Origin of the sequence: Achromobacter xylosoxidans (genome assembly GCF_002192695.1) — a bacterium.
In the GTDB taxonomy this organism is placed as follows: domain Bacteria; phylum Pseudomonadota; class Gammaproteobacteria; order Burkholderiales; family Burkholderiaceae_B; genus Achromobacter; species Achromobacter xylosoxidans_C.
On record NZ_MTLG01000086.1, the window covers coordinates 38,542 to 57,743 of the forward strand.

At 68.5% G+C, this 19,202-nt stretch carries 17 protein-coding genes; 8 read left to right on the forward strand and 9 right to left on the reverse strand.

Features of this window, described 5'->3' with window-relative positions; genetic code table 11:
* Positions 1-3 precede the first annotated feature (3 nt).
* The gene (locus BRO63_RS21720) at positions 4-1,203 is read right to left on the reverse strand and encodes a CaiB/BaiF CoA transferase family protein (protein ID WP_088141790.1); all 1,200 of its coding nucleotides are present in this window, start codon (positions 1,201-1,203) and stop codon (positions 4-6) included.
* Between the two features lie 160 nt (positions 1,204-1,363).
* Here BRO63_RS21720 and BRO63_RS21725 point away from each other — a divergent pair, with 160 nt between their 5' ends.
* From BRO63_RS21725 to BRO63_RS21760, 8 genes are all read left to right on the forward strand, one after another.
* Positions 1,364-2,413, forward strand: a complete 1,050-nt coding sequence (locus BRO63_RS21725; protein WP_088141791.1) for an AraC family transcriptional regulator — start codon at positions 1,364-1,366, stop codon at positions 2,411-2,413.
* 107 nt (positions 2,414-2,520) lie between these two features.
* Positions 2,521-4,053, forward strand: a complete 1,533-nt coding sequence (locus BRO63_RS21730) for a class I adenylate-forming enzyme family protein (protein ID WP_088141792.1) — start codon at positions 2,521-2,523, stop codon at positions 4,051-4,053.
* Positions 4,050-5,234 carry a lipid-transfer protein gene (locus tag BRO63_RS21735; RefSeq protein ID WP_088141793.1) on the forward strand — a complete coding sequence of 395 codons (1,185 nt, stop codon included), beginning with the start codon at positions 4,050-4,052 and terminating at the stop codon, positions 5,232-5,234. Before BRO63_RS21730 ends, BRO63_RS21735 begins: the two co-directional genes overlap by 4 nt.
* Positions 5,235-5,244: 10 nt before the next feature.
* Positions 5,245-5,688 (forward strand): MaoC family dehydratase N-terminal domain-containing protein, encoded by a 444-nt coding sequence (locus BRO63_RS21740; RefSeq protein WP_088141794.1) that lies wholly within the window; start codon positions 5,245-5,247, stop codon positions 5,686-5,688.
* A gap of 10 nt (positions 5,689-5,698) precedes the next feature.
* Positions 5,699-6,118, forward strand: coding sequence for a MaoC family dehydratase (locus BRO63_RS21745; RefSeq protein WP_088141795.1), 420 nt, complete (start codon positions 5,699-5,701; stop codon positions 6,116-6,118).
* A 20-nt stretch (positions 6,119-6,138) separates the two neighbouring features.
* Positions 6,139-6,963 carry an SDR family NAD(P)-dependent oxidoreductase gene (locus BRO63_RS21750; protein WP_088141796.1) on the forward strand — a complete coding sequence of 275 codons (825 nt, stop codon included), beginning with the start codon at positions 6,139-6,141 and terminating at the stop codon, positions 6,961-6,963.
* A 16-nt stretch (positions 6,964-6,979) separates the two neighbouring features.
* Positions 6,980-8,134, forward strand: coding sequence for an acyl-CoA dehydrogenase family protein (locus BRO63_RS21755; protein WP_088141797.1), 1,155 nt, complete (start codon positions 6,980-6,982; stop codon positions 8,132-8,134).
* A 39-nt stretch (positions 8,135-8,173) separates the two neighbouring features.
* On the forward strand, positions 8,174-9,835 hold the full coding sequence (locus BRO63_RS21760; protein WP_088141798.1) for a long-chain fatty acid--CoA ligase: 1,662 nt from the start codon (positions 8,174-8,176) through the stop codon (positions 9,833-9,835).
* A 19-nt stretch (positions 9,836-9,854) separates the two neighbouring features.
* On the opposite strand, the gene BRO63_RS21765 is transcribed toward BRO63_RS21760, so the two are convergent.
* From BRO63_RS21765 to BRO63_RS21800, 8 genes are all read right to left on the reverse strand, one after another.
* Complete coding sequence (locus BRO63_RS21765) at positions 9,855-10,637, reverse strand: slipin family protein (RefSeq protein ID WP_088141799.1); 783 nt, start codon at positions 10,635-10,637, stop codon at positions 9,855-9,857.
* A gap of 45 nt (positions 10,638-10,682) precedes the next feature.
* Positions 10,683-12,137, reverse strand: coding sequence for an NfeD family protein (locus tag BRO63_RS21770; RefSeq protein ID WP_088141800.1), 1,455 nt, complete (start codon positions 12,135-12,137; stop codon positions 10,683-10,685).
* 118 nt (positions 12,138-12,255) lie between these two features.
* On the reverse strand, positions 12,256-13,236 hold the full coding sequence (locus tag BRO63_RS21775; RefSeq protein WP_088141801.1) for a Bug family tripartite tricarboxylate transporter substrate binding protein: 981 nt from the start codon (positions 13,234-13,236) through the stop codon (positions 12,256-12,258).
* Positions 13,237-13,265: 29 nt separating this feature from the next.
* Complete coding sequence (locus tag BRO63_RS21780) at positions 13,266-14,483, reverse strand: CaiB/BaiF CoA transferase family protein (protein ID WP_088141802.1); 1,218 nt, start codon at positions 14,481-14,483, stop codon at positions 13,266-13,268.
* Positions 14,480-15,631, reverse strand: coding sequence for an acyl-CoA dehydrogenase family protein (locus tag BRO63_RS21785; RefSeq protein ID WP_179215194.1), 1,152 nt, complete (start codon positions 15,629-15,631; stop codon positions 14,480-14,482). The genes BRO63_RS21780 and BRO63_RS21785 overlap by 4 nt, the downstream gene beginning before the upstream one ends.
* A 40-nt stretch (positions 15,632-15,671) precedes the next feature.
* Positions 15,672-16,877 (reverse strand): acetyl-CoA acetyltransferase, encoded by a 1,206-nt coding sequence (locus BRO63_RS21790; RefSeq protein ID WP_088141804.1) that lies wholly within the window; start codon positions 16,875-16,877, stop codon positions 15,672-15,674.
* Positions 16,858-18,330: a 3-oxoacyl-[acyl-carrier-protein] synthase III C-terminal domain-containing protein gene (locus tag BRO63_RS21795; protein ID WP_088141805.1), complete on the reverse strand. Its 1,473-nt coding sequence runs from the start codon at positions 18,328-18,330 to the stop codon at positions 16,858-16,860. Before BRO63_RS21795 ends, BRO63_RS21790 begins: the two co-directional genes overlap by 20 nt.
* Positions 18,327-19,202: a MaoC family dehydratase gene (locus BRO63_RS21800; protein ID WP_088141806.1), complete on the reverse strand. Its 876-nt coding sequence runs from the start codon at positions 19,200-19,202 to the stop codon at positions 18,327-18,329. The genes BRO63_RS21795 and BRO63_RS21800 overlap by 4 nt, the downstream gene beginning before the upstream one ends.

A 19,202-nucleotide genomic window follows, 5' to 3' on the forward strand; every position in this document is an offset into this window, starting at 1 on the left:
TGTCTACAGCGCGACGCCGCGCCCGATCAGGCTGGCGACGTCCGGCTCGCTGTAGCCGGCCTCGCGCAGGATCTGATCGGTGTGTTCGCCGGGCAGCGGGGCCTGGCGATGTATGGCGAACTGGAAGCCCGACATCTTCACCGGACTGGCCACGTGGGTATGGCGGCCATAGGCCGGATGTTCGGTCTGCAGCGGCATGCCGCGGGCGACGAACTGCGGATGCGCCAGGCTTTCCGCCAGCTTTAGCACCGGCGACACGCAACAGTCGGCGCCTTCCAGCAGCGCCAGCCAATGCGCCAGCGGCCGGGTGCCGAAGATCTGCTGCAACTCGGCGCGTACGCGCGCCTGTTGCCCCGCGTCGCCGTCGCGGTGCAGCGGCGTCAGGTCGGGGCGTTCCAGCCGCCGGCACAGGGTTTCCCAGAATTTCGGCTCCAGTGCCGCGACCGCCAGGTAGCGTCCGTCCGCGGCGCGGTACTGGCCATAGCAGGCCAGCCCGCCGGACAAGGTGTCGGCGCCGGCCGGCCGCGTGTCGCCGCGGGCATTGAGCGTGGCCAGCGGCACGACGGCGCCGGCCAGCAGGCCGTCGGCGATGGCGATATCGATATAGCGTCCGCGTCCGCTGCGCTGGGCGTCATACAGCGCGGCCAGGATGCCCATCACCGCGGTAAGCGAGCCGCCAAGTATGTCCGCCACCGGCAGGTTGGACAGCGCCGGCAGATCAGGCCCGCAGCCCATCTGGTCGGCGACGCCGGCGCAGGCCGCATAGTTCAGGTCGTGGCCCGCGGCGTCGCGCTGCGGGCCGTCCTGGCCGTAGCCGGTGATGCTGCAGTACACCAGCCGGGGATTGTGCCGCGCCAGGGTGGGGTAGTCGGCCCGCAGCCGCGCGGCGACGCCGGGCCGGAAACTCTCGATCACCACGTCCGCGCCACGCGCCAGCGCGGCCAGCGCCACCTGCCCTTCGGGATGCTTGAGATCCAGCCGCAGCCCGCGCTTGTTGCGGTTGCAGATGGCGCGCAAGGGCGGCGGCGCGTAGTCGCCCGCCTGCGTATCCTCGATCTTGATCACGTCGGCGCCCAGGTCGGCCAGGTACTGCGCGCCCAGCGGGCCGGGCAGCAGCCGCGACAGGTCCAGGATCCTGACGCCTGCGAGCGGGGCGGTGTTCGGTGTATCCAAAGAGGGACTCCCGTAAATACGAAGTGGCATGCCAAGCTGAGGCTCGCGCCAGTCTAGGCGCGGCTTTCCGGCCGACCAATGGCGGATTCGCTGATTGCGCTTGGCGAGAATGCTCACGCCGGCCATTCCTGCGCGCCCAGGCTTTGGCTACCATCGATCCATCGGCATACGCCGGCCGCTGGATATCCTCATGACCCATCACACCATCGCCGTGGGACATATCGCCCAGATCCTGCAAGGCGCGCGCAGCCAGGGGGTGGACGTGGACCGGGTCCTGACGCGCGCCGGCGTGCCGCCATCCCTGCTGCAGGCGCCGATGGCGCGGGTATCGCAGGCGCAGCTCGCGCAGATCATGCGGACGCTGCGCCGCGCCACCCGGGACGACTTCCTGGGCATGGGCCAGCATCCGGTTCCCATGGGAGCGTTCGACCATGCCTGCCGGCTGGCGCTGCGGGAAGGCACGGTGGGACAGGCGTTGCGCGTGGCGTTCCGCTACTACCACGGCGTGCTGCGGGATTTCACCGCCCGCTTGTGCGTGAGCGGCGAGCGCGCGCGCATCGTGCTCGACTCCCGCGCGCCCAGCAGCTGTGCGCGTTGGTATGGCGAACGCTCCTTTCTGTTCTTCACGCTGGGCGTGGCCAACTGGCTGGCAGCGCGGCGCATTCCCATCCTGGGAGTGGACTACAGCAGCGGCGCACGCAGCGCCGATGCGCACAGGCTGTTCTACGCGCCGGTGCGCTATGGCCAGCCCGTCACGGGCCTGTGGCTGGAGTCGCGCTGGCTGGCCTTGCCGGTGGTGCAGAACGAACAGACACTCAAGCCGTTCCTGGCCAACGCGCCGTTCGACCTGCTGGTGAAATTCCAGGACCGCACCACCCTGACCGACCGCATCCGCCGCCTGTTGCGCAATGACCTGTCCAAGGAGTTGCCGTCGCTGGTCCAGGTCAGCGCGCAGCTGGCGATGACGCCGCAGACGCTGCGGCGGCATCTGCGCGAGGAAGGCCAGGGCTTCCAGGCCCTGAAGGACGATCTGCGGCGCGACGTTGCCGTCGAGTACCTGGGCCGGCAGGATCTGTCCTTGATGGACATCGCCGAGCGCCTGGGCTTTTCCGAACCCAGCACCTTCCACCGCGCCTTCAAGAAATGGACCGGCGTGTCGCCGGGCGAGTACCGCCGCAACCGCCTGGTCCGCGGTCCCGCGGGCCGGCAAGCCGCTGACACTTTTGGCCTATCGGTTTGACGCCTGCGGCCATTGCCGCGCTCCGGCCCCAAGAGGGAAGCTAGGGGCTCGAGGACGAACGCACGCTGTTCCGCGCAAGGAGCACGGCGCCGCAGGAGACGAGCACCATGTATCTGACACAAGGCCTGCATCGTGCAGGCCGGCTGCACCCCGGCAAGATCGCGCTGTGCGAAGGCACACGGCGCTGGACCTACGCGGCGCTGATCGATTGGACCGCGCGCAAGGCCGCCGTGCTGCGCGGCCATGGCGTGCTGCAGGGCGATCGCGTGGCGCTCTGGGGCGCCAATGGGGCGGACCATGTGTCGTGGATCCTGGCGTGCTGGTGGCTGGGGGCGGCCGTGGTGCCGTTGAACACACGCTGGAGCTGCCCAGAGCTTGCGCAGGCGCTGGCCGACTGCAGTCCGCGCCTGCTGTTGGTGGACGAGACCATGGCGCCGCGCATGGCCGATGTGGACATTCCTGCCGGCACGGCGCCGCTGTCCGCCGACGTGCTGGAAGCGCACGCCGCCGCGGCAGCGCCGCAGGACGATGTCCGTGCGGGTGGCGACGCGCTGGCCGCGATCCTCTTTACCGGCGGCACGACCGGCGCGCCCAAGGGCGCCATGCTGACGCACGCGAATTTCTGGAGCGCTGCGGTGGCCAGGATGGCCACGGTCTCCACGCCGCCCGACAGCCTTACCTTGCTGGTCGCGCCGCTGTTCCATGTTGCCGGATTGGGGCGATTGATCGGACAGTTTGTCGCGGGCGCATCGGTGGCGGTCCAGCGCGGCTTCCAGCCCCGCGCGGTGTTGCTGGCCCTGCAGGACGACGGCGTAACCGAAGTGCTGCTGGTGCCCAGCATGATCCAGATGCTGCTGGACGAACCCGGGTTCGCGCAGTACCGGCTGGAGGGCGTGCAACGCGTGATCTGGGGCGCATCGCCCATTTCCCGGGCTTTGCTCGACCGCGCGCTGGCGGCTTTTCCGCAGGCGGAATTCGTGCATGCCTACGGCATGACCGAAACCGCCGCCACTGTCGCCATCAATGCGGAGGTGCGCCAGGGCGGCGCCCGCGCCGAATCGGCGGGAAGGCCGGCGGTGGGCGTCGAAACCCGCATATTCGCGCCCGACGGCAGCGAGGCGGCGCCGGGCGTGGTCGGCGAACTGGCGGTGCGCGGGCCCATGGTGATGCAGGGTTACTGGAACCGGCCCGAGGAAACGCGCCGCGCATTCGACCAGGGCTGGCTCTTGACAGGCGACGCAGCCCGCCAGGACGAGGATGGATACCTGTATATCGTCGACCGCCTCAAGGACATGATCGTCAGCGGCGGCGAAAACGTTTACGGCGCGGAAGTGGAAGGCGTGCTGGCCCGCCACGCGCTGGTGGCGCGCTGCGCGGTCATCGGCGTGGCGCATGCGCGCTGGGGCGAGGCGGTGCACGCGGTAATCGTGCCGCGTCCGGGCATGGCCGCCGACGCCGACGCCCTGGACAGGCATTGCCGCCAGCAGCTTGCCGCCTACAAGTGCCCCAAGACCTACGAGTTCCTCAGCGAATTGCCCATGTCGGCCGCCGGCAAGGTGCTGAAGTCCGTGCTGAGGCAAGACCATGAATCCAGGCGCGCGGCCGTCGTCGCGCCCGCTCATCAGGAGAATCAGGCATGAATCGGAAAGTATGGGTGGCAGGGGTCGGCATGATCCCTTTCAGCAAGCCCGGCGCCAGCGAGGCATACACCGTAATGGGCGCGCGCGCCGTGCGCGAGGCCTTGCGGGACGCGGGATTGCAGTACGACGCCGTGCAGCAGGCTTACGCGGGCTACGTGTACGGCGATTCGACCGCCGGCCAGGCGGTGGTCTACGGCGTGGGCCTGAGCGGCATCCCGGTGTTCAACGTCAACAATAATTGTGCGAGCGGCTCGTCGGCCCTGTTCCTGGCGCGCCAGGCCGTGGAAAGCGGCGCGGTGGAGTGCGCGCTGGCGGTAGGCTTCGAACAGATGGTGCCCGGCGCGCTGAAAGGCGTGTACGAGGACCGTCCCTCGCCCTTGCAGGATTTCGTCTCGGCGATGAGCGACATGCAGGGCTATGACACGGCCAAGCCGCGCGCCGCCCAGTTCTTCGGCGGCGCGGGCCGCGACTACATGAAGGAGCACGGCGTCGGCGCCGATATCTTCGCCCGCATCGCGGTCAAGGCGCGCCAGCATGCCGCGCGCAATCCTTACGCGGTGTTCCGCCAGCCGGTCACGCTGGACGAGGTGCTGGCCGCGCCCATGATCTTCGATCCGCTGACGCGCCTGCAATGCTGCCCGCCGACCTGCGGCGCGGCGGCCGCCATCCTGTGCTCGGACGAGTTCGCGCGCCGCCATGGCCTGACGCCTGCCGTCAGCATCGCCGCGCAGGCCATGACGACGGACACGCCATCCACCTTCGGCGCGGGCGATATGCGCAAAGTGGTGGGCTTTGACATGACGCGGGCCGCGGCCGACCAGGTCTATGAGGCCGCCGGCATCGGCCCTGACGACGTGGACGTGGTCGAACTGCACGACTGCTTCACCGCCAACGAGCTGATCACCTATGAAGGCCTGCGCCTGACGCCCGAGGGCGGCGCCGAGAAGTTCATCCTGGAAGGTGACAACACTTACGGCGGCAAGGTCGTGACCAATCCGTCCGGCGGCCTGCTGTCCAAGGGCCACCCCCTGGGCGCGACCGGCCTGGCGCAATGCACCGAGCTGGTGTGGCAGCTGCGCGGCCAGGCGGACTTGCGCCAGGTCGAAGGCGCCCGGCTGGCGCTGCAGCACAACCTGGGACTGGGCGGCGCCTGCGTGGTGACGCTGTACCAGGCCGCCTGAGGAGAACACCATGCTCGACACCAGCCATATCGGCGCCGCTTTGCCGGCGTTCAACGCAACCGTGGAGGCTGGCCGCCTGCGCTTCTTCGCCAAGGCCACCGGCCAGGACGACCCGGTCTACACCGACGAGGCCGCCGCGCGCGCGGCCGGACACCCGGGACTGCCGGTGCCGCCGACCTTTTTCTTCTGCCTGGAGATGGACAGCCCGCGGCCCGCCGCCATGCGTGAACTGCTGGGCATCGACATCGCGCGGGTGCTGCACGGCGAACAGGGCTTCGTCTATCACGCCATGGCGCACGCAGGCGACGAATTGCGCTTCGAACCGCGCGTCGCCGACATCTACGCCAAGAAGGGCGGCGCGCTGGAGTTCGTCGTGCGCGAAACCCGGGTGACCGACGCCGCCGGGCGCCTGGTCGCCGAACTGCGCGCGACCACCGTCGTGCGCAATGCCTGAGGAGACCAGGATGACTGCGGCAATGAATCGTGAAGCCAAGGCCGGCGACGAGCTGCCCGGCTTTACCGCCGGGCCGGTCAGCCGGCTGGGGCTGGCGCTGTACTGCGGCGCCTCGGGCGATCACAACCCGATACACGTGGACCTGGATTTCGCCCGGGCCGCGGGCATGCAAGACGTGTTCGCCCACGGCATGCTGTCGGCCGCCTATCTGGCCCGCCTGCTGACGAACTGGGCGCCGCAATCGGCGCTGCGCGAGTATGCCGTGCGCTTCGTCGCAATCACGCACGTGGGCGACGAGGTGCGCTGTTCCGGCAGCGTGGTGGAACGCTTTGAAGCGCAGGGAGAAACCCGGGTGCGGGTGGAACTGCATGCGCGCAGCCAGACCGGAGAACTGCGCCTGAGCGGCGTGGCGGTGCTGGCGGTTCAGTAAACCAGAAACAGGAGAGAGCGATGGGCACATTGGAAGGCAAGGTAGCGCTGGTCTCGGGCGCGGGACGCGGCATCGGGCAGGAGATCGCGTTGAAGCTGGCGCGCGAAGGCGCCAGCGTGGTGGTCAACGACCTGGATGCGGGGCCGGCGGAAGACACCGTCGCGCTGATCCGCAAGGCGGGCGGCCAGGCCCAGGCTTGCGCCGGCAGCGTGATCGAAGCGGGCTTCGCCGAACGTTTCGTCGGCACGGCCGTGAACACCTACGGCGGCCTGGACATCATCGTCAACAACGCCGGCTACACCTGGGACAACGTGATCCAGAAGATGACGGACGAGCAATGGGACGCGATCCTGGCGGTGCACCTATCCGCGCCGTTCCGTATCCTGCGCGCCGCGTCCGGCTTCATCCGCGTGGCGGCCAAGGCCGAAGCGGAGCAGGGCAGGGAAGTGTTCCGCAAGGTCGTGAACATCTCGTCGACTTCCGGCGTCATGGGCAATGCCGGGCAGGCCAACTACTCCGCCGCCAAGGCGGGCATCAATGGCCTGACGCGCGCCTTGGCCAAGGAGTGGGGCCGCTACAAGGTCAACGTCAACAGCGTGGCCTTCGGGCTGATCAAGACGCGCCTGACCGAAGCCCCCGCCGACGGCGATGCCACGCTGGACATCGAAGGCCGGCAGATCAAGGTGGGCGTCAATCCGCAGGTGCTGAAGAACGCCGAAAGCCTGATCCCCATCGGCCGCGCCGGCACGCCGGCGGAAGCCGCGGGCGCGGTGTACCTGTTCTGCCTGCCCGAATCCAACTACGTCAGCGGCCAGGTCCTGGTCGTCGGCGGCGGCCGTCCTTGAGCGCAGGAGGAATCCAATGGACACGCCACGCCAAGGCTGGATGGACGCGGACCTGACGCTGTTTCAGGATTCGACGCGGCGCCTCTTCGAGAAAGAGTTCGTGCCGGACGAAGAACGCTGGCGCAAGCAGCAGCATGCGGACCGCGAGGTCTGGAACAAGGCGGGCCGCCTGGGCCTGCTGTGCGTGAGCATGCCCGAAGCCTACGGCGGCGGCGGCGGCAGCTTCGCGCACGAGGCCATCGTGGCGGCGGAACAGGCGCGCGCGATGGTGCATGGCTTCAGCAATAACGTGCACAGCGCCATCCTGGCCCACTACATCCTGAACTACGGCACGGAAGAGCAGAAGCGGCGCTGGCTGCCGCGCATGGCCACGGGCGAGCTGGTCGGTGCGATCGCCATGAGCGAACCGGGGGCCGGGTCCGACCTGAAGAGCGTGCGCACCACCGCCGCCGAGGAAGGCGGCGAATACGTGCTCAACGGGTCCAAGACCTTCATCACCAACGGCCTGCATGCGGACCTGGTCTGCGTGGTGGCCAAGACCGACGCGCAGGCCGGGGCCCGGGGCGTGTCGCTGATCATGGTGGAAACGCAGGGCCTGGCAGGCTTCAGGCGCGGGCGGCTGCTGGAGAAGCTGGGCCAGAAGAGCCTGGACACGGCCGAGCTGTTCTTTGACGGCGCGCGCGTGGGCCAGGATTGCCTACTCGGCGGCGTGGAGGGTCGTGGCTTCGCCCAGCTGATGCAGCAGTTGCCGCGCGAACGGCTGCTGATCGCGGTGGGCGCGGTGGCCACGATGCGGCGCGCCATCGAGGAAACGATGGCCTATGCCAGCACGCGCCAGGTCTTCGGCCAGGCGCTCATCGAACTCCAGAACACGCGCTTCAAGCTGGCCGAGTGCGAAACCGTCGCCACCGTTGCGGCGCGCTTTGTCGACGATTGCATCGAGCGCCAGCTGGCGGGCACGCTGGACCTGTCCACCGCGGCCATGGCCAAGTGGTGGACCACGCAGATGAATTGCCAGGTGATCGACGAATGCCTGCAGTTGCACGGCGGCTACGGCTATATGCTGGAGTACCCGATAGCCAGGATGTACGCGGATGCGCGCGTGGGCAAGATCTATGGCGGTTCCAACGAGATCATGAAGGAAATCATCGCGCGCGCCATGACCGCCTGAGGCGCATGGAAGAAGCCAGAACAGGCTCGAGGAGACAAGATGCAGCAAGCGCACTACCGGTACTGGCCCAAGGGACTGCCGAAGGAAATCAGTCCGCCGCAGTCCAGCCTTTACTTCAACCTGGAGGCGTCGGCCACGCGCTATCCCGGCAAGCCCGCCATCGTGTTCTATGACGCCGTGCTCGACTATGCGCGCTTGAAGCGCGAGGTCGATGCCATGGCCGGCTACCTGCAGCACAGCGCAGGCGTCAAGGCGGGCGACCGCGTCCTGCTGCTGAGCCAGAATTGTCCGCAATTCGTCATTGCGTATTACGCGATCCTTCGTGCCGATGCCGTGGTGGTGCCGGTGAACGCCATGAGCACCGCGGAGGAACTGGCGCACTACCTGGCGGACAGCGGCGCCCGCGTGGCGTTCGCCGCCCAGGAACTGTGCGCGCGGCTGGATGGCTTCACGCAGGACGGACGCCTGGAGCGTGTCATCGTCCACACCTATTCCGACTATCTCGACGGCGCCGCCCCTGATGCTCCCGATTGGGTCGTCGCGCCCAGGCGCGCGCCCGATGTGCGCGGCGGCGTGCCCTGGTATGGCGCGCTGGCGGTCCATGCGCAGCCGCTGCCGCACCGGGCCGAGGCGAAGGACCTCTGCCTGCTGCCCTATACCTCGGGCACCACCGGCCGGCCCAAGGGCTGCCGCCATACCCACGGCACCATGAACGCCTCCCTGGCCGGCTCGCAGCTGTGGCGCGGTCTGACGTCCGAGGCCGTCATCATGGGCGTGGCGCCGATGTTCCATCTGCTGGGCATGCAGAGCTGCATGAACACGCCTATCCTGCTGGGCGCCACGGTGGTGGTGCTGCCGCGCTGGGACCGCGAGGTGGCCGGCCGACTGATGGCGCGCCATCGCGTCAGCGTCTGGGCCGCGCCGCCCGCGATGATCGTGGATTTCTTTGCGCAGCCTGGCATCGAGGACCTGGACCTGTCCAGCCTGGCGCAGCTATGCGGCGGCGGAGCGCCCATGCCCGAGGCGGTGGCGGCCATGCTGGCCAAGCGCTACGGCATCACCTACAACGAGGCCTACGGCCTGACGGAAACCGCCTCGTTCCTGCACTGCAATCCGCTGAACCGCAACAAGCGCCAATGCATAGGCGTGCCCACCTTCGGCGTGGACACGCGGATCGTGGACCCGGCCACGCTGGCTGAATTGCCGCAAGGCGAAACCGGCGAACTCGTGACGCGCGGCGCGCAGGTCATGCTGGGGTACTGGAACAACCCGCAGGCCGACGCCGACGCCTACTTCATGCTGGACGGGCAGCGCTACTTCCGCACCGGCGACCTGGGCCGGGTGGACGAAGAGGGCTACTTCTATGTGACCGACCGCTTGAAGCGCATGATCAATGCGTCCGGCTACAAGGTCTGGCCGGCGGAAGTGGAAAACGCGCTATACGAGCATCCGGCGGTGCACGAGGCCTGCGTGATCGGGGTGCCGGACGCCTGCCGCGGCGAAACGGTCAAAGCCCTGCTGGTATTGCGTGACGAGGCGCGCGGCAGCGTGCGCGAAGAAGAGGTGATCGCCTGGGCCCGGACCCGCATGGCCGCCTACAAGGCGCCGCGCATCGTGGAGTTCGTGGATGTCCTGCCCAAGTCCAGCACCGGCAAGATCCTGTGGCGGCAGCTGCAGGATGCCGGCAAGGCAGCGGCCTAGCGCGGGCGTGTCCGCAAGCTCAGGGGCCGGCAGGCGGCTCCTGGCCTTTCTCCGTCAGCCCCTTGAGCAAGCGGCCGATCTCCACGGGAAAGGGAAAGACGATGGTCGAGCTGTTTTGCGCGCCTATCATGGCCAGCGTGCTCAGATAGCGCAGCTGCATCGCTTCCGGCTGCTGCGCGAGCGTGCGCGCCGCGTTCAGCAGCATCTGCGCGGCCTGCTCTTCGCCTTCGGCATGAATGATCTTGGCGCGCCGCTCGCGCTCCGCCTCCGCTTGCCGGGCGATGACGCGGACCATGCCTTCGTTCAGGTCGATATGCTTGATTTCCACGTTCGCCACCTTGATGCCCCAGGCGTCGGTCTGCGCGTCAAGAATGCTCTGCACGGCGCTGTTCACCTTGTCGCGCTCCGACAGCAGTTCATCCAGGTCATGCTTGCCCAGCACCGAGCGCAGGGTGGTCTGCGCCAGTTCGCTGGTTGCCTGCCTGAAGTTTTCCACCTGGATCACGGAACGCTCCGGATCGATCACGCGGAAGTAGATGACGGCATTGACCTTGACCGATACGTTGTCGCGCGAGATCGCGTCCTGGCTGGGCACGTCGAACACGGTCATGCGCTGGTCCACCCGCACCATCTGCTGCACCACGGGTATCAGCAGGATCAGCCCCGGACCCTTGACCCCGGTAAAGCGGCCCAGCGTGAAGATCACGCCGCGCTCGTACTCGCGCAGGATGCGGACCGACAGGGCGAACAGCGCGACGGCCAACGCCAGGATGGGGGCGTAGAAGGCGAGGTTCATCAACATGGCAGACTCCGCTAGTGTTGGGTTGCGCCGCGGACAGGGCGGGCGTCATGCTCCGGACGGCGGTTGGCCTTGGGGCGCCTGCACCTGCAAGGTCACGCCTCGGACGGCCGTGATGACCACGGTGTCGCCGGCCGCAAGGCCCGCCGGGCCCACCGCCCGCCAGCGCTCTCCCGCCGCCGCCACATAGCCTTGCTCGCCCGTCCAGCTCAGCACCTTGATGCGCAGGCCGATCAGCGCTTCGGCCCCGCTGACGATGGGCGCCCGGCGCGAGCGCAAGGCCAGGCGGCCGATCAGGAAGGTCATTCCCAGGCTGGCCGCGGCGATTCCCGCCACCATCGGCACCGATACGCCAAAGGCCGCTGACTCCGTGTCGATCAGCAGCAAGGCGCCAAGCACGAACGAAACCGCGCCGCCCACGCCCAGGACGCCCAGCGTCGGCGCGAAAATCTCCGCCACCATGAGCGAGGTTCCCAGCAGGACCAGCGCGATCCCGGCATAGGTCAGCGGCAGCGCCGCCAGGGCATACAGGCCGATCAGCAGGCAGATGGCGCCGAAGATGCCCGGAAACAGGGCGCCGGGACTCATGAATTCGAAGATCAATCCGTACACGCCCGCCATCAACAGCAGCAGCGCCAGATTCGGATTCGTAATCACGCTGAGCATCTGGGTGCGCCAGTCGGGCTCGCGCGCCAGCACGCGCAAGTCCTTGGTGTGCAGCATGGTTTCGGCGTTGCCGACCCGGACGCGGCGCCCGTCCGCCTTGGCCAGCAGATCCGGCACGTCGTCCGCGATCAGGTCGATCACGTTCTGCGCGCGGGCCTCGCCGGCCGTGAGGCTGGCGGCGGCGCGCACGGCTTGTTCCGCCCAGTCGGCGTTGCGGCCGCGCAGCGCGGCGAGCGACCGGAGGTAGGCCACGGCGTCGTTGACGGCCTTGGCCTCGCCCGCATCCTTGGGTGCGCCCGGGGCGGTCTTGTCCGCCGGATCCGCAGCCGGCTTCCTGCCTGGCGGGTCGGTTGGCCCCGCGGGACTGTCGGCCGGCCGGGGAGGGCTGCCGCCCAGGGCGATGGGCGTGGCCGCGCCCAGATTCGTGGCGGGCGCCATGGCCGCGACATGGCTGGCGTAGAGGATGTAGGTGCCGGCGCTGGCAGCGCGCGCGCCATTGGGCGCCACATAGGAAAGCACCGGCACCGGCGACGCAAGAATCGCGCGGATGATGTCGCGCATGGAGGCGTCGAGCCCGCCGGGCGTGTCGATGCGCAGCACGACCGCCGCCGCGCCTTGTTCATGCGCCGCCGCCAGGCCGCGGATCACGTAGTCCGCCGTGGCGGGGCCGACGATGCCGTCCAGGGACAGCATGACGGCGGAGGGCTGGCCGCCGGTGGGCTGTGCGCTTGCGCCGCCCGCGCTGAGCACCGCCGCCGCCAACAGCACCGCCACGCGGCGCAGCTTGCGCAGCATTGCACAGGTTCCGGACATCAGGCTCAGGATCGGGGCGGTCATGAGCTGCTTTCCTCCGACGCGCGGCGCCGGGCGGCGGAGCGCCGGCGCTGCTATGTCCAGAGTACTACTTTTGCCTGCTTATTCAGAGGCTTGTGCAAGCAGAGGGCGGCTGGCGAGCCTATCTCAGGGTGATTCCCGTCTGTTGCACAACCCGGGTCCAATATTGGCGATCGTCCTCCATCCTTGCGGCGAGATCCCGTGACGAGCCGCCTTCGGCGATCAATCCCAGTTGCGCATAGCGCTCGCGCACGTCGCTCGTTGAAAGCACGGTTGCGACATCTGTCGTGATGCGGTCGGCCACGGCCTGAGGGGTGCCGGGCGGCGCGTAGAGCCCAACCCAGGTGTCCCGGTCCAGGCCGGCGATGCCCAGCTGTTCGAAGCTGGGCACGCCGGGCAGCAGGGGCGAGCCCGCCGGCGTGGTGACGGCCAGTACGCGGGTCTTGCCCGTCTGGGCCGCCTTGGTGGCGCCGGATGCGCTCAGGAAGGCGCTGCCTACGTGTCCCCCTATCAGGCCGCTCAGATTGGGGCCTTCTCCCGCAAAGGGTATGTGGGTGATGTCGATGTCCTTTTCGCGCTTGAGCAGTTCCCCGAAGAAATGGGTGGTCGTGCCCTCGCCGCTGGAGCCGAAGCTCACGGCGCCGGGCTTGGCGCGCGCCAGCTCGACATACTGCGCCAGGCTTTCCGCCGGAACCGCCTGCCGGTTGACCAGCAGCGCCACCGGCGTGGTGAAAAGGGTGGAAATGGGCAGCAGGTCCGCAGCCGCCGGCGCAGCGCCGTCCGGGCCGCGGGCCAGCTGTTCGTTGAGGGTGGAACTGGTGGCGGCGACCAGGGTATGGCTGGGTGGACTCTTGGCCGCCAGGGCCAGGCCGATGCGGCCGGAGGCGCCGGGGCGATTCTCGACGATCACGGCCTGGCTCCATAGGGCGCTCAAGCGCTCGGCCAGGATGCGGGCGGCGCCGTCGACGGCGCCGCCCGCCGGGTAGGGCACGATCAACCGAACTGGCTGGTCCGGGTAGGGGCTGGCCGCGCGGGCGGGCTCGGGGCCGAGCGCCGTCAGCGCGACGGCCGTGAACGCGATCAAGCGGATGGCATGCGGCATTCCTGGTCTCCCTTGTGCATATCGAGTTCTCAGATCACACCGGCCGCGCGCAGCCGGGCGATGCTGTCTGGCGGCAGTCCCAACAGTTCGCCATAGACCGTTTCGTTGTCCTGCCCCAGTTCGGCGCCGGCATGGCTGGGCTCCGTCGGATCGCGGGTGAAGCGCGGCACGACGTTGGGCATCTGCAGCATGCCGAAGTCGAGGTCCGGGACGTCGACGATGGACCGCCGCGCCACCACGTGGGGATCCTTGACCACCTGTTCGATGGTGTAGATCGGCGCCAGCGTGCCGTTGGCCTGTTCGAAGGCGGCGAGCACCTGGTCCAGATCGTGCCCGGCGCACCATTCGATGAAGACGCGGTTCAACTCCTGTTCATGCAGGACCCTGCTGGCGTTGTTGGCGTAGCGCGGATCCTGCGCCAGGTCCGGCCGGCCGATGGCCCGGCAGTTGTTGGCGAACATGGAGTCGATCGAGCCCGCCATGGATACCCAATGGTTGTCGCGCGTCCGGTAAACCGCGGAAGGCGCGGAGTAGGGGCTGCGGTTGCCATTGCGGGCGGGCACGGTGCCAAGCTGCTGGTAGACCCCGGGCATGAAGTCCAGCAGCCGGGTGATGCACTCCGTCAACGCAAGGTCTATCTCTTCGCCGGGCCGGGCCGGGTCGCGGGCGCGGGGCCATAGCGCCGTGAGGATGCCGATGGCGCCGAACAGTCCGCCTATGGAGTCGCCCAGCGGCACGCCCGCGTGCATGGGCTCGTCCTCGGCATGTCCGGTGACGGTGGTCAGTCCGCCCATGGCCTCGAAGATCCGCGCGAAGCCGGGCCGCTCCGAGTAGGGGCCGGACTGGCCGAAGCCCGTGACGCGCAGGATCACCAGGTTGGGCTTCAGCGACCACAGCACTTCCTTGGTCAGGCCCCAGCGGTCGAGCGTGCCGGGCCGGAAGTTCTCGATCAGCACGTCGAACTGCGGCAGTAGCTGCTTGAAGAGGTCGGCGCCTTCCGGCGTGCGCAAGTCCAGCGTGGCGAAGCGCTTGCCGCGCTGGGCGGTCTTCCACCATATGCTCCTGCCGTCCTTGAACGGCGGAAAGGCGCGCATGCCGTCGCCCTTGCGCGGCAGCTCCAGCTTGAGCACGTCGGCGCCGTAGTCGGCGAGCAGCGTGGCGGCGAAGGGGCCGGCGAGGACGGTGGCGATGTCCAGCACCTTCAGCCCGGCCAGGGGGCCTGTCTTGGTGTCGCGTCCTGTCATCATCGCGGCGCCAGTTGGCGGGCGATGATCTCTTTCATCACCTCGTTGGCCCCGCCATAGATTTTCTGGCCGCGCGAATCCATGTACATGCGCGCGATGGGGTACTCGCGCATGAATCCATAGCCGCCGAAGAGCTGCAGGCAGCGGTCGACCGTCTCGCACTCTTTTTGCGTGCCCCACCATTTCGCCATGGCGGCAGTGGCGGCGTCCAGTCTCCCTTGTTGCTGCCAGGCGATGCACTGATCGATGAATACCCGCGCCAGCGTGGCCTCCGTCTTCATTTCGGCGAACTCGAAGCGGGTGTTTTGCAGCTTGAACAGCGGCTGGCCGAAGGCCTGGCGCTGATGCACGTGTTCCAGCGTCAGGCGCAAGGCCCGTTCGATGCTGCCGACGGCGCGTATGCCGATCAGCAGGCGCTCATAGGGCAGCTGCGCCATCATCTGGGCGAATCCCTGGCCTTCCCCGGCGCCCAGCAGGTTGGCGGCGGGCACCCTGGCCTCATCGAAGAAGAGCTCCACGGTGTCCTGCGCCTTGAGTCCGATCTTGTCCAGCGGCTCGCCGCGGCGAAAGCCCGCCAACCCGCCGGTTTCCACCATCAGCAGCGACACGCCCTTGGCGCCAAGGCTGGCGTCGGTCTTGACCGCGAGCATCACCAGGTCGGCGTGGCGGCCATTGGTGTTGAAAGTCTTGGAGCCATTGACCACATAGCAGTCGCCGTCGCGCCGCGCGCGGGTCTTGATGCCTTGCAGGTCGGAGCCGGCGCCGGGCTCGGTCATGCCGATGGATGCGACGATGTCGCCGCTGGCCATGCCCGGCAGCCAGCGCCGCTTCTGCTCCTCGCTGCCGTAGTGGTGCAGGTAGTGGCCGACAATGTAGTGCGGACCGAAACCGGGGCCGAAGCCGCATTCCGCGCTGACTTCCACCAGCGCCGCCAAATGGGCGTAGTCGCCGTCACCGCCGCCGTGCTCCGAAGGAAGATCCGCCAACAGGAAGCCCATCGCGCCGAGCTGGTTCCAGACCTCGCGGTCGATGTGGCCCTGCGCCTCCCAGGCCGGCAGGCGCGGCAGCAGCTCGGCTGTCCAGTAGCGGCGGGCAGTGTGCTGGAACTGTTCGATCTCTGGCGTGCGCCAGGGGGATTGGTATTCGTCCATCAACACGTTGTTTCTCCTTTCTTGTCCGATGTGGCGCCGATCAGGCGCCGTACTTGCCCAGCACGGAGACGCTGCACACGTTCTGCCAGGGAAAGCCGCCCAGGTTGTGGATCACGCCCAGCGCGGGGTCGTCGGCGCGCTGGCGGGCGCCGGCGCGGCCCAGCATCTGCAGGTACATCTCATAGGCCATGCGCAGTCCGGTCGCGCCGATGGGATGGCCAAAGCACTTGAGGCCGCCGTCGATCTGGCAGGGGATCGTGCCGTCCGCGTCATAGAATCCGTCCAGCACGTCATGGGCGCCGCGGCCTTCGGCCGAGATGTGCATGTCCTCCATCGTCACCAGTTCGGTGATGGAAAAGCAGTCGTGCACTTCCAGCAGGTCGATCTGCTGGCGCGGCCGTCCTATGCCGGCCTCTTCGTAGGCGCGGGCCGACGCGACCCGGGTGGTCTGGAAGTAGCTGCCGTCCCAGCTGTCGTGCCCGGCTTCGCTGCCGCTGGATACCGCCAGCTGGAGCGCCTTGATTGCCACCAGGTCGCGCTTGCCCAGGCCGCGCGCGATGTCCGGCGTGGTCAATATCGCGCAAGCGGCGCCGTCCGACACGCCGCAGCAGTCGTACAGGCCCAGCGGCTCGGCGATCATCGGCGCGTTGATCGCGTCATCCATGCTGATCGGATTGCGCAAATGGGCCTTGGGATTGCGGCCGGCGTTGGCGTGGCTTTTCACCGAGATATGGGCGATGGCGCGCTTCAGGTCGCGGGCATCGACGCCGTGCTTGGCGCGGTAGGCGCTGGCCAGCTGCGCGAACGAGCCTGGCGCGCTGATGTTGGGCCACACGATGTCGTTGAGCGGACCGCGCGGACGTTGGGGCAGGCCGCCGTAGCCGGTGTCCTTGAGCTTCTCCACGCCGAAGGCCAGCGCGAAGTCGCAGGCGCCGGAGGCCACCGCATAGGCAGCGCCACGCAGCGCTTCCGAGCCTGACGCGCAGAAATTCTCGACCCGCGAGACGGGGATGTTGGGCAGTCTCAGGGCGACCCCCAGCGGCACGCCGCCGCTGCCCAGGTGCTGCGTTTCGATGCCAGTGCCCAGCCATGCCGCCTGGATCTGTTCCTTGCCGATCCCGGCGTCCAGCAGGCATTCGCCGAAGGCCTCCACCGCCAGGTTCTCGGCGCTGCGATCCCAGCGCTCGCCAAAGTGCGAGCAGCCCATCCCCAGGATCACCACCTTGTCACGAATTCCCGTTGCCATGCCTGTTCTCCTTGGGGTCGGCGACGGTCGCCTTCCAGAAATAGCGGGTGTAGCCGCGCGCGGCGTCATGCGCCTTGATCCGAAAGCTCATGCGCAGCGCAAGACCGACAGCCAGCTCGTCTTCGTCCATGTCGGCGTAGTCCATCATCAGGCGGCCTCCGCCCTCGAACTGCACCATGCCGTAGCAGGCCGGCGGATCGGGGGTATAGGCCAGGCGGTCCGCCGTGTAGCTCATGATCCTGGCCGGGGTGTCGGCGAACGGCAGGTCTTCTTGCGTGCCGCTGGCGCCGCAGGCGGGATTGACGCAGATGTCGGTGCGCGGCCACTGGGCCGTGCCGCAAGCGCCGCAACGTCCGCCGACGAAGCCGTGCACCGCCTTGCGGTTGCGGTACTCGACGGAGAGCGGCGTGAGCTTGTCGTTGTCGGCGCGCATGCCGCGTTCCAGCGGAAGCTGGTCGTTGAACACCAGGAACTTCATGTAGTTGTCCTCCGCCTTGCCGCGCGCCAACCAGCCTTGCGCGCCCCGCCGACCGGGCAGGGCGGCCAGGGCCGGGGTGGTGCGCAGGACCAGCACGTCCACGCCCTGGCCGAAGGCGACCAACACCAGCACCTGCCCTGGGGCGGCCGCGCCCAGCGCATGCGCCAGCATCAGCAGCGGATGGGCGCAGCCCGCGTTGCCTACCGTGGCCGCCAGCGTGTCATGCACGCGGTCGGCGGCAATGCCGGCGAGTTTGGCGATCCGCTGCGCCGCGCCCTTTTGCGGCAGCGCCACGCACAGCGTATCCACTTGGCCGGGTTCCAGCCGGGCCTGGCGCAGCGCAGCCGAGATGGCCTGCGGAATCTGCGCGCCGTGTCCTTCCTCGCGTATCCAGCGCTCTTCCCAATAGGTGTCGGTGGCCGCGCCGGCGCCGCGATAATGGTCGGCCATGTCGATGCTGCGGCTCTCCAGCGCCAGGGGCTCGGCGATGGCCTCGCCATCACCCACCAGCACCGCGCCCGCGGCATCGCCGTACAGCAGCTCCTGCGCGCTGGCTACCTTGGCCTTGCGGCGGTCGCTCGCCACGACCAGCGCGCTGCGTCCAGCGCCCCCGCGCAGGGCCTGCATCAAGGCAGAGGTGGCGCCGCGCTGCGAGGATGCGATGTCGATGGCGCCGATGTCCTCGGCCAGATTCAAGGCCTGCGCCACGATGCTGGCGTTCAACCGGCTGGCGTAGGGCAATGAAGTCGAAGCCAGCAGCAGGTCGTTCACGGCGGGCGTATCGAGCCCGTGCAGGCAGTCGCGCGCCGCCTCGACCGCCATGGTGATGGCGTCCTCGTCGTAACCGCACATGGAACGCTCGCCGGCGCGATGCGCCGCCAGCGAGGCGTCGTACCAGGAATGGCTGCGCACGATCGCCTCACGTCGCAGGCGCAGGCGCGGAATGTAGGCGCCGAAGGAAAGTATGCCCCTCATGCGCCTGCTCCCTGGGCCGCGTCGATGATGGCCAGACCGTTGTTCAGCACCACTTTCTGGCGTTCCAGCGCCGTGGCGCGGAAGCGCACTTCGCCGCTGGCGCCCCAGGCCTCGACGCGGATGGTCTCGCCGGGATAGACCGGCGCGCTGAAGCGCACGTCGATGCGCTTGAGCCTGGCCGGCTCGTAGTCGCACAGCATGCGCAGCAGCCCGTGGCAGGCGATGCCATAGGAGCAGAGGCCATGCAGGATGGGGCGCTCGAAGCCGCCCGCGCGCGCAACCTCGGGGTCCGCATGCAGCGGATTCAGATCGCCCGACAGGCGGTAAAGCAGGGCCTGGGACGTCAGCGTCGGCAGGTCGCAGACGTGTTCGGGCGTGCTTTCCGGCAGCTTGGCGGGCGCCGGTGACGGGCCGCTGGCGCCGCCGAAGCCGCCGTTGCCGCGCGCCATCACCGCCTGTTCCACGGTGGCAAGCAGGGCGCCGTCAGGTGTTTCCAGCGTGCGCTCCACGAAGAAAAGCGCGCCCACGTCCGGCCCCTTGTCGAGGATGTCCTTGATCCGCGTGCGGCCGATGACGGTGCCGGCCGGCGCCAGCGGGCGATGCAGCTGCACCGACTGGCTGGCGTGCAGTACCCGGCGCCAGTCTATGCCGGTGTCCGGTTCCTTCATCCAGAAGCCGGGGTAGCCCAGCACCGCGGCCTGGGTCGGCACCGCCAATTGCCGCTCTTCGTAGACGAAGGACAGTTCGCGCGCATCCAGCGGGTCGCGGCCCAAGCCCAATCCCAGCGCGTACAGGATGGAGTCCTTGGCGGTGTAGGTCTGTTCCACCGGTTCGAAGCGGCGCTGCATCAGCTTGTCGGGGTCGAGTCTCAT